The sequence below is a fragment of the Nocardiopsis lucentensis DSM 44048 genome, from assembly GCF_000341125.1.
In the GTDB taxonomy this organism is placed as follows: Bacteria; Actinomycetota; Actinomycetes; order Streptosporangiales; family Streptosporangiaceae; genus Nocardiopsis; species Nocardiopsis lucentensis.
The window spans coordinates 25,663-36,335 of sequence record NZ_ANBC01000450.1; the positions used below are offsets into that span (position 1 = coordinate 25,663).

The 10,673-nt window shown below is 71.3% G+C and carries 8 protein-coding genes and 1 pseudogene (1 of these 9 running past the window's edge); all 9 read right to left on the bottom strand.

The window, feature by feature from the left end; genetic code table 11:
• Positions 1-1,237: pseudogene (locus tag D471_RS42650) on the bottom strand (glycoside hydrolase family 2 protein); it reaches 1,297 nt to the left of the window's first position.
• A gap of 306 nt (positions 1,238-1,543) precedes the next feature.
• Entirely contained in the window at positions 1,544-2,455 is a 912-nt protein-coding gene (locus D471_RS0115855; RefSeq protein ID WP_026127772.1) for an ABC transporter ATP-binding protein, read from the bottom strand.
• 14 nt (positions 2,456-2,469) lie between these two features.
• Entirely contained in the window at positions 2,470-3,423 is a 954-nt protein-coding gene (locus tag D471_RS0115860; protein ID WP_017599532.1) for an ABC transporter ATP-binding protein, read from the bottom strand.
• The gene (locus D471_RS0115865; RefSeq protein WP_017599533.1) at positions 3,423-4,334 is read right to left on the bottom strand and encodes an ABC transporter permease; all 912 of its coding nucleotides are present in this window, start codon (positions 4,332-4,334) and stop codon (positions 3,423-3,425) included. Before D471_RS0115865 ends, D471_RS0115860 begins: the two co-directional genes overlap by 1 nt.
• Positions 4,331-5,326 carry an ABC transporter permease gene (locus tag D471_RS0115870; protein WP_026127773.1) on the bottom strand — a complete coding sequence of 332 codons (996 nt, stop codon included), beginning with the start codon at positions 5,324-5,326 and terminating at the stop codon, positions 4,331-4,333. Before D471_RS0115870 ends, D471_RS0115865 begins: the two co-directional genes overlap by 4 nt.
• A gap of 419 nt (positions 5,327-5,745) precedes the next feature.
• Positions 5,746-7,449 (bottom strand): ABC transporter substrate-binding protein, encoded by a 1,704-nt coding sequence (locus D471_RS0115875; RefSeq protein WP_017599535.1) that lies wholly within the window; start codon positions 7,447-7,449, stop codon positions 5,746-5,748.
• Between the two features lie 231 nt (positions 7,450-7,680).
• On the bottom strand, positions 7,681-8,700 hold the full coding sequence (locus D471_RS0115880) for a LacI family DNA-binding transcriptional regulator (protein ID WP_026127774.1): 1,020 nt from the start codon (positions 8,698-8,700) through the stop codon (positions 7,681-7,683).
• Positions 8,701-8,801: 101 nt separating this feature from the next.
• Positions 8,802-9,680 carry an Fpg/Nei family DNA glycosylase gene (locus D471_RS0115885; protein ID WP_017599537.1) on the bottom strand — a complete coding sequence of 293 codons (879 nt, stop codon included), beginning with the start codon at positions 9,678-9,680 and terminating at the stop codon, positions 8,802-8,804.
• A 134-nt stretch (positions 9,681-9,814) separates the two neighbouring features.
• Positions 9,815-10,673 (bottom strand): AAA domain-containing protein (locus tag D471_RS34640; RefSeq protein WP_040689854.1); only part of this gene is annotated, 859 nt, incomplete at its 5' end.

The window sequence follows — 10,673 nt, forward strand, 5'->3', positions numbered from 1 at the left end:
TCGGCTCGTCCTCCGGGTAGGCCGCGCAGGCGAAGAGGAAGTCCTGCCAGACCAGGACCCCCAGCTCCGAGCACGCCTGGTAGAAGTCGTCCGACTCGTAGATCCCGCCGCCCCACACACGCAGCAGGTTGACGCCCGCCGCGCACGCCTGGCCGATCCGCGCCCGGTACCGGGCGGCGTCGACGCGGGAGGGGAAGGTGTCGTCGGGGATCCAGTTCGCCCCCTTGACCAGGACGCGCCGCCCGTTCACGGTGACCGCGAACCCGGTGCCGCGCGCATCGGGCTCGTCGACCACCGCGACCTCGCGGAAGCCGATCCGACGGCGCCACGTGTCCAGGGCGGCCCCGTCGGCGGACAGCTCCACCGTGAGGTCGTACAGCGGCTGGTCGCCGTGGCCGCGCGGCCACCACAGAGCGGGGTCGGCCACCTCCAGTTCCAGGACGGCGGTGTCCTCGCCGGGTTCGGCGGTCGCCGTGGCGGTGGCGCCGGCGACGCGGGCGGTGAGTTCCAGCGCGCTCCGCCGCCCTGCGGAGGTGCGCTCCAGGTCGACGTGCACCCGCACCCGGCCGAGGACGGGCCCGTTCCCGCCCGCCCCCTCGACGGTCACCAGCGGGCGGACGACCGCCAGACGCGCGGTCGACCAGGCGTGCAGCCGGATCGGCCGCCAGATCCCGGAGGTGACCAGCGTCGGACCCCAGTCCCAGCCGAAGTTGCAGGCCATCTTGCGGATGTACTGGTAGGGCTCGTCGTAGGCGGCGGGCAGCGGGCCCATGCGGTCCCGGTGGGCCTCGGCGTACCGGTACGGGGAGGCGAACTCCACGACCAGCTCCGGGTCGTCCCCGGCCGAGGCCAGTGCCTCGGTGACGTCGAACCGGTGGGCGCGGTGCATGTTCTCCGACCGCCCCACCTCGTGCCCGGCCACCCGCACGGCGGCGACCGTGTCGAGCCCCTCGCACACCAGGTCCACGCGCTCGGGTGGGCCGTCGCTCCCGTCGAGGTCCGCCGCCTCCCGTGCCAGGGAGCGCACGTACCGCCAGTCCGTGCGGCCGATCCAGCCGAGCCGGGTCTCGTTGTCGTCGGTGTGGGGGTCGTCGATCTCCCCGGCGTCGAGCAGGTCGGTGTGGACGCAGCCGGGGACGGTCGCGGGCAGCGCTCCGAGACCGGCCGCCGGGGACCCGGGGTCGGGCGCGACGGGGGCCACGGTCCACCCGTCGCCCAGGTCGAACCAGGTGGTCATGAGGACTCCGATTCCGTTCGTGGGATGGTGATGAATGCGAGGGGCGTACGGGGTTCTGCAGGACGAGGCAAGCCGCCAGCGAGGAACGAGCGACCGGCACCGCCGAGGACGAAGAACCCCGTTCTCCACGCCCCGAGCCCCGGCCGAGCCCGCGAGGCCGCATGAGCACAGCGAGGGGCGTACGGGGTTCTGCAGGACGAGGCAAGCCGCCAGCGAGGAACGAGCGACCGGCACCGCCGAGGACGAAGAACCCCGTTCTCCACGCCCCGAGCCCCGACGCGAGGCGACGAACGCGCACAGGCGGGCTCAGGACTGGTCGATCCCGACGAAGTGCCCGTCCTCCGCCTCCAGGAGCGGCGCCGAGGCGTCCCCGTCGGCCACGGTCGGCAGGGTGACGTCCTCCGGCGGGTCGGCCGCCAGCTCGGCGTCGACCTCCGCCCAGGTGCGGTGCAGCTGGGGCACGCAGGAGAGCAGGTGGCGGCTGTAGGGGTGCAGCGGGTTGTCGAAGACCCGCGTGGTCGGTCCCATCTCGGCGATCGCCCCCTTGTGCAGGATCACCGAGGTGTCGCTGACGTAGTTGCCCAGGGACAGGTCGTGGGTGACGAACAGGATGCCGAGGCCGCGTTCCTTGAGGTCGGCGAGGAGGTTGAGCACGTCGATCCGGGTGGAGGCGTCCAGCATGCTGATGATCTCGTCGGCCACCAGGAGACGGATGTCCAGCAGCAGGGCGCGGGCGATGAGCATGCGCTGCAACTGCCCGCCGCTGAGCTGGTGGGGGTACTTGTTGAGCACGTTGCCCGGGTCCAGGCGTACGGTGCCGAGCGCCGACAGCACCCGGTCCCGCCAGTCGGCGTCGGACACCTCGGGGAAGTAGGAGCCGCGGACCATCTCGAAGACCCGGTCGGCCTTGAAGATGGGGTTGAAGCAGCTGAACGGGTCCTGGAAGACCCCCTGCACCCGGCGGTAGTACTCCTTGCGGGCGGCGAACCCGCGGATGGTGGCGATGTCGGTGCCCTCGACCAGGATCCGGCCCTCGGTCGGCCGCGACAGGCCGAGCACCATCTTGCCGAGGGTGCTCTTGCCGCTGCCGCTCTCGCCGATCAGCGACACGACCTCGCCCGCCCGCACGGTCAGGCTGACGTCGCGGACCGCGCGCTTGCGTCCGCCGCCGAAGGCGCCGGTCCGGTACACCTTGTGCACGTGTTCGAGTTCCAGCAGGGTCTCGCTCACCGTCACTCCCCCGTCTTCCAGCAGGCGGCCCAGTGGCCGGGTTCGATCTCCACCAGCGGCGGCTGCTCGGCGCACCTGTCGAAGGCCATGGGGCAGCGGGCCCGGAAACGGCACCCCTGTGGCGGGTTCAGGAGTCCGGGCGGGGTGCCGGGGATCCCCTCCAGCCGGCCGCCGGTGACCGTGCTGCCCACCTCGGGCAGGGCCGAGACGAGCATCCGCGTGTAGGGGTGCCGCGGGTCCTCGATGATGGCCTTGGCCGGTGCCTTCTCGGCGATGCGCCCCGCGTACATCACCATGATCGTGTCCGCCATCTGGTACACGAGCGAGATGTCGTGGGTCACGAACACCATGCTGCGCACGTACTCGCGGTCGCGGAACTCCACGAGGGACTCGGCGACCGAGCGCTGGGTGGACACGTCCAGGGCCGAGGTCACCTCGTCGGCGATGAGGAGGGACGGGTTGAGCAGTGTGGACATCACCATGACCACGCGCTGCTTCATACCGCCGGACAGCTCGATCGGGAAGCGGTCGAGCACCTCCGGGTCGAGGCCGACCAGCTCCAGGCGGCGGCGCAGTTCCCCGTCGACGTCGCCGGGGCGCACACCCCGCGCGCGCAGCAGCTCGTTGATCATCCGACCGATCTTGCGGGTGGGGTTGAGCGCGCTCATCGCGTACTGCGGGATGAGCGAGATCTCGTGGTAGCGGAGCGGGACCATCGCCTCGTCGTCGGCGATCGGCACGTCCTTGCCGTCCAGCTCGATCGTGCCGCCGACGTGCCGCATCCGCGAGTCCAGCCGGATGAGGCTCTTGCTCAGGGTGCTCTTGCCGCAGCCCGACTCCCCGGCCAGGCCCATGATCTCGCCGTCCGCCAGGTCGAACGAGACCCCGTCGAGGGCGTGGACGTCCCCGCGCAGCGTCTGGTAGTAGACCTTCAGGTCCTTCACGCGCAGAGTCATCACAGCTCCCGCAGCTTGGGGTTGAACACTTCGTCCAACCCGACGTTGAGGATGTACAGCGACCCGACGATCACGGTGATGCCGAGCCCCGGCGGGATGAACCACCACCACAGCCCGAGTTGCAGGGCGCTCCAGGCGACCGCGTTCTCCAGCATCAGTCCCAGGGACACGCCGTTGGTCGGTCCGAGGCCGATGAAGTCCAGGCCCGCGGCGATGAGGATGGAGCCGCCGAAGAGCAGGATGAAGGTCATCACCAGGTAGGAGCTCATGTTCGGGGCCACCTCGGCGGTGATGATCCGCCACGTGCGCCGCCCGCTGAGCCGGGCCAGGTCCACGAAGTCGCGGGTGGCCAGGGACAGGGTCTGGGCACGGACCGCGCGCGCCGCCCACGGCCAGGAGGTCAGGCCGATGAACACACCCTGCACCAGCACACCGCGCGCGTCGAGGTAGGCGACGGCCACGATGAGCACGACCAGTGCCGGCAGGACCAGCACCACGTTCGTGATCATGTTGAGGACCTCGTCCACCCATCCGCCCTTGTATCCGGCGAGGAAGCCGACGGCGGTGCCGACGACGAAGGCCACCCCGCCGCCGAAGACCCCGATGAGGAAGGTCGAGCGCAGCCCGTGGACGAACTGGGCCCACACGTCCTGGCCGAAGCTGGTGGTGCCCAGCCAGTACTCGCCGTTCGGGGGCTGGCTCTGCGGCCCGACGTACTCGTTCGGGTCGTGGTCGATGAAGAGCGGGCCGATGAGGCCGGTGATCAGCAGGGCCAGCACGATGCCCGCCCCGATGAGCAGCTTGGGGTTGCGCCGGGCGAAGTGCAGGGTCTCGGAGCGTCGGCGTTCGGCGGCCGGTTCGGGCGCCGTGCCCGCGCCGTCCGCGCCGGGGGCGCCAGCGACGTCGGTCATGCCGCACCTCCCGTCATCTGGACCCGGGTGCGGGGGTCGATCAGGACGTAGACGATGTCGATGATGAAGTTGGCGATCAGCACGCCGACCACCACGAAGAGGAAGATCCCCTGGAGGAGGAAGAAGTCACGGTTGTTGAGTGAGTCGAGGATGAGGGTGCCCAGGCCGGGGTAGTTGAAGACGATCTCCGTCAGCAGTGCGCCGGCGATGATGGTGCCGAGCTGGACAGCCAGTCCGGTGATCTGCGGCAGCATCGCGTTGCGGAACGCGTAGCGGCGGATGAGGCGGCGTGGCGCGCCCAGGGCCTGGAGGTAGGTGGAGTAGTCCGCCTCCAGTTCGTAGATGATCATGTTGCGCATCCCGATCGCCCATCCGCCGAGCGCCACGATGAACATGGACAGGAACGGCAGGAACCAGTGGCTGATCAGGTCGGAGACGAACACCCACGAGAACTCGGGCCGTAGGGCGTAGCTGTATCCGCCCGCGACCGGGAAGATTCCGGCGACGACCCCCAGCGCCCAGGCCAGGAGCAGGGCCAGCCACATGTACGGCGTCGCGGTGAGGACGTAGCCCACCGGCAGGATCGTGTTGTCCAGCACCTTGCTGCGGGCCGCGAAGGCGCCGAAGCGGTTGCCGACGATCCAGCTGAGCAGGATGGCCGGGAGCAGCACCGCCAGGGTGTAGGGGACCGACCGCATGATGACGTCGGTGACCGGCTCCGGGTACAGCATGATGCTGACGCCGAGGTCGCCCCTGAGGAGTCCGGCCCAGAAGCTCAGATACTGCTCGTGGAGCGGGGTGTCGAAGCCGAAGACCTCGTTGTAGTAGGCGTTCATGCGTTCCAGGGCCTCGGGGTCGCTGACCGAGGCACGGGAGAGCATGCTCCGTACGGGGTCACCCGGCATGAACCGGGGGATCATCCAGTTGATGGTGACCGCGATGACGAACGTCAACAGGTAGATGACGAGCTTGCGGCCGATGTAGCGCCACACGCGCTTGACCTTTCGGGTGTTGTCGGCGGACGTGGGTCCCGGCGGGGCCTGGGGAAGGGCCCCGCCGGGACCGCCCGGCCGGCCGTGTGCCTCGGGCCGACCGGGCTGGAGGGGGTGGGAGGGGAGCGCTCCCACCCCGAAGGGTTCGGGCGCCGCCAGGGTTCTGCAAGACGAGGCGAGCCGCTAGCGAGGAACGAGCGTCAGGCGAAGCCAGGGGAAGAACTGCGCCGCCAGGCGTCCGTTGAGGGTGGTGGCGGGCGACGGGCGGGCAAGAATCCCTGGCCGCATGGGCACCCGACGAGAGCAAGTACCGCGCCGCAGGCGTCCGTTGAGGGTGCCCGCCCCGCCGCGAAGCGGCCCCCGGGCGGTGGCGGGCGACGGGCGGGCCGAAGCGGAGCGGAGGCCCTCAACGAACACCGCTAGCCGGCCGGCTCGATCTCGGCGAGCGTGAGCACGCCGCCCAGCTCCAACCACCCGTTCCAGAGGGCGGCGGCGGAGTCCGGGGTGTCCTCGTGCTCGCTCGGCCAGTTGGTCCAGTACACGTTGCTCGTCTGCGACCAGAGGCCGTTGTACCAGAGCGGGATCGCGGGCATCTCGGCCAGCTGGATCTCCTGGATCCGCGAGGTGACCTCGGCCGCGGCCTCGACGTCGTCCGTCGGGACGGCCGCGAGCTCCTCGACCAGGGACCAGACCTCCTCGTTCTCGTACCGGCCGAAGTTGACGGTGGTCTGCTGCTCCTGGATCGGCAGCTGGAAGAGGTAGTCGTAGTAGGTCCAGGGCGTGTTGCTCTGCTGGCGCTCGTTGTTGACGAGCATGTCGAACTCACCCGCGTTGCGGTTGTCCACCAGGAGGTCGAACTCGGGGAACTCCGCCTCGACGTTGATGCCGACCGCCTGGGCGTTCTCCGCGATGAGGCGCGCGGCCTCCATCCAGTCGGTCCAGCCGGAGGGCACCATGAGGGTCAGCTCGATGGGGTCGCCGTCGGGCGTCTCGACGAAGCCGTCGCCGTCCTCGTCCAGGTACCCGGCCTCCTCCAGCATGCCGACGACCTCGTCGGGGTCGTAGCCGAGCTCGGCCTCGGCGACCAGTTCGTGGTCGATGTACTGGTCCCAGGCGGGGAGCAGGCCGGTGGGGTTGGCCGCCTCCACCAGGTTGGAGTAGGGGCCCCCGATGATCTGGTCCATGTCGATGGCCCGGGCGAGCGCCTGCCGGAAGACCACGTCGTCCATGGGCTCGCGGTCGTGGTTGAGCACCAGCCAGGCGGTGTTGGCGCTCTTCATGTAGGGCGGCCCGTCGTAGAAGCTGGTGAGGGTCTCATCGCCCGTGAGCTGCTGGTCGATGCCGGGCAGGAAGTTGTTCGACAGGTCCAGCTCGTCCTGGGACAGCATGTTCATCGTCACCTCGTTGGACGCGTTGACGATGTCGACGATGTAGCGGGCGTCCATGTCCAGGTCGAGCTGCTCGACCGCCCACCAGTCGTCGTTGCGCTCCCAGATCATGCGGTCGTCGGCGTGGTCGCCGTAGACGTAGGGGCCGGTGCCGACGGGGTCCTCGTTGGGGCTGTCGACGAGGTCGTCCTCGCCGCTGTCGGCCCAGATGTGGTCGGGGACGATCGGGTTCGCGTAGGCCCAGTTCATCCACTCCTGTGGACGGGACTCCGAGAAGGTGACGGTGACCGTCCGGTCATCGGTGGCCTCGACGCTCTCGACGAAGTCCCACACGTTGCTGTAGGGGGCGGCGTCCATCTGGCCGAGTTCGAGGGTGGTGACGACGTCCTGCGCGTCCAGGGCCTCTCCGTCGGTCCACTGGACGCCCTCGCGGAGGGTGATCTCGTGGACGTTCTCGGCGGTCCACTCGTCGCTCTCGGCGAGCCAGGGGACGTACTCGTTCTCCATGGGGTCGAAGAGGAAGAGCGGCTCGTAGACGAGTCCGATCGTGCCGACCGCGTACTGGCCCCGCATGAACGGGTTCCAGCTGACCGGCGGTCCCCAGGCGGTCCCGGAGGTGTACAGGGTCTCGTTCCGGGGGTAGGCACCCGAGCCTCCCTCTCCGCCGCCGCCCGCGCACGCCGTGGCCGCCAGGGCCAGCGCCGTGAGAGCGGCCGGAACCCGCAGTGCTCTCATCAAGACTCCTCCTTCGACCCCGGTCGGCCTTCGGTGGGGGTGGTCCCTCCGCCGCACGGCAGATTGGGAGCGCTCCCAAAACGGAGCGCGGAAGACCGTTGCTGAACCGGGTAAGTGACGTCCACAACAGCATGTCCGCATCACGCCCGTCAATCCCCGGCAGCATGGGCGTTATCCGCTTGTAACGGGAGGACCTGCGCATCCGCTCCGGAAACGGCGCCTCGGAGCCCCTCAGGGGGCGAGGGGTCCGGTGCTCGCGCGCGGGTGCAGCTCCCCGGGCGGCGCCTGTCGGCTCACGACCCCGTCACCCGCCACCCGCCCGAGCAGCATCCTCGCCGCCTCGCGACCGCTGGAGACGGTGTCGCGGACGATCGCGGTCAGCGAGGGGCGCACCAGGCCGCACAGCACGGAGTCGTCCCAGGCCACGATGGACAACTGGGAGGGGACGTCCACACCCATCTCCCGAGCCACGCCGAGACCCGCCACGGCCATGAGGTCGTTGTCGTAGACCAGGGCGGTGGGCCGCTCCGCCAGGGCCAGGAGCCTGCGTGTGGCGCGCGTGGCCGCCTCCCCGGTGTAGTCGGCGTGCACCGTGCGCGTCCGCGCCACCCCCGCCTCCTCGGCCGCGGCGCGAAAGGCCCGCGTCCTGTCCCGGGTGTGCCGGAAGCCCTCCGGACCGGCGATCCGCGCGATCCCGCGGTGCCCGAGAGCGGCCAGGTAGCGCACCACCTCGCGCATCGCGGCGGCCTCGTCGGAGTGCAGGCAGGGCAGCCCGCCCGCGCCCTCCGGACCGCCGAGGACGACGGCGGGCAGCGGCAGCTCCTCCACCTCCCCGACCCGGGGGTCGTCCACCCTCAGATCGACCAGGATCACGCCGTCCACGCGCCGCTCGGCGGCCCACCTGCGATAGGCGGCCAGCTCCGCCTCCTGGTCCTCGGTGACGTGGAGCACCAGGTCCACCCCGGCCACGGTCAGCTCCGCCTCGATCCCCGAGACCAGCTGCATGAAGAACGGCTCGACGCCCAGGGCGTGCGCGGGGCGGTCCACGACGAGCCCCACCGCGCCGACCCGGCCTCCGGGTGACAGGGCGCGCGCGGGACCGCTCGGGGCCCACCCCAGGTCGCGGGCGATGTCGAGGATGCGCTGACGCGTCCGCTCGGACACCCCCGGTTTGCCGTTGAGCGCGTAGGACACCGCACCCTTGGACACCCCCGCCACCCGGGCGATGTCCACGATGGTCGGTCGTCGCATCTGAGACCCCAACGCACCCCCATGCACACGTGAAAGCTGAACCGGTTAAGAACGCGGCTGGGAGTCTACGCCACCGGAACGGGAGGCCGTACGGATCCGGGTCAGCGCTGGCAGCCGGGGCACCAGTACAGGGTGCGCCCGGACAGGTCGCGGGAGGCGATCGGGGACCCGCAAACGCGGCACGGCTCACCCGTGCGGTAGCACACGTACAGCGTGTCCGGACGGGGCACCGGGCGGGCGTCGGGGTCGGGGCGGTGTTCGGGGCGGGTGGTGATGATGTAGCCGTCGCGCACACCGTCGCGGAGCAGGGCCGTGAGGTCGGCCCAGAGCGCGGACCACTGGTCACGGGTGAGGTCGCGGCCCGGGGTGAGCGGGTCGATTCCCGCCCGGAACAGGGACTCGGCCCGGTAGATGTTGCCGATCCCCGCGATGACGTCCTGTCGCATGAGCAGCACCGCGACGCTGGTCCGGGAGCGGTTCACCGTCCGCCAGGCCCGCTCGGGGTCGGCGTCGGCACGCAGGGGGTCGGGGCCCAGCCGGTCCTGGACCGCGCGTTTCCCGCCTTCGGTGATCACCTCGCACGCCGAGGGTCCGCGCAGGTCGGCCCAGCCGGAGGTGTTGACGAGCCGGGCGCGCACGGTGCCCACGGCGGCGGGCGGAACGACGAAGCCCCCGGCGTCCCGCTCCAGGTCGCGGCGGCCCGCGCCCTCGGCGCGGGGCGCGCCCAGATGGCGTTCCCCGTCGGCGTCGCCGAAGGTCCACGCCCCGTACAGTCCGAGGTGCACGCGCAGCCACTCCCCCGAGTCGAAGCCGAGGAACAGCTGCTTGCCGTGCGCCTCGCTCTCGGTGAGCACCCGGCCGTCCACGCGCGCGGCTCCGTCGGCGAACCGGCCCTGCGGGCTGGAGGCGCGCACCGCGCCGCCGCCGAAGGTCTTGTCGAAGTGCGCCGCCAACCGGTGCAGTGTGTGGCCCTCAGGCACCCGTGTTCTCCCCTCCGCGCCCCGGGGAGCGGACGAACCATCGCACCCCGGACATCGTGCTCCGATCAGCGTAGTCCGCGGATCCCGCTTCCGGGACGGGTTCCCGCGGCCGACGGACGGGAGCGGTCCCGTCGTCAGTACGCGGCGAGGATCTCCTCGACCAGGGCGCGGGGGTCGGCCAGGCACCTCCAGGCGGGGACGAGGACCACGGGGTCCCCGGTGACCCGGTTGAGCGCCTCGCCCCGGACGATGAGGTGGCGCAGGGCCCGGCCGTCGGGCTCCCGGTCGAGCAGGATGATCAGGCGCCGTGCGGCGAACCGCACGACCAGGTCCGCCGTCCAGCCCTGGACGGTCTGGAGCGGGGCCACCGACGTGCCCGCGCCCCGCAGTTCGTCCACGAGGGCGTCCCTGGCGGGATCGGTCCCGGCCGCCGCGCGCGCGCCGAGCACCAGGGCGTCCAGGTCGGCCAGCGGCCCGTCACCGCCGATCCAGTACCCCCGGTCGCCGACCACGACCAGGCGTCGGCGCGTGCGCGTGAGCACCGACGACCACAGGTGGATCATCCGCCGGACCCTGCGTTCGGCGATGGCGGGCGCCGCGACCGTGAGCATCGGCGACAGGACGGTGACGTCGGCGGCGTCCCGGTCGGAGCCGAGCAGCTCGGGTCCGCCGACCCGCACCTGGTGGCGCGGGTGGCGGTGACGGAGCTGGCGGCGGATGAGCGCCACCTGCGGCTGGGTCGGGGCGACCACGGCGATCACGTGTCCGGGGGGCAGTTCGGCGTCGATCTCGTCGACCACCACCGCCGCACGGTAGGCCTCGTCCCGGTTGACGTAGGAGGCGCCGGGGGCGGCCTCGCACGTTCCGCGGACATCGTGCCACGCGAACGCGGGGCCGCCCGTCGGGTCTGGGACCGTGCGCACGGCGACCCGCCCCCCGTAGCAGTGCCGGGAGGCGGTCTGGGCGAGCGGCGGGGCCGCCCCCGCGTGTTCG

Excerpts from the sequence above, each read along its gene's own strand:
- D471_RS0115865 (WP_017599533.1), bottom strand. The coding sequence starts at position 4,334 with ATGACCGACGTCGCTGGCGCCCCCGGCGCGGACGGCGCGGGCACGGCG.
- D471_RS0115880 (WP_026127774.1), bottom strand. The coding sequence starts at position 8,700 with ATGCGACGACCGACCATCGTGGACATCGCCCGGGTGGCGGGGGTGTCC.
- D471_RS0115875 (WP_017599535.1), bottom strand. The coding sequence starts at position 7,449 with ATGAGAGCACTGCGGGTTCCGGCCGCTCTCACGGCGCTGGCCCTGGCG.
- D471_RS0115860 (WP_017599532.1), bottom strand. The coding sequence starts at position 3,423 with ATGACTCTGCGCGTGAAGGACCTGAAGGTCTACTACCAGACGCTGCGC.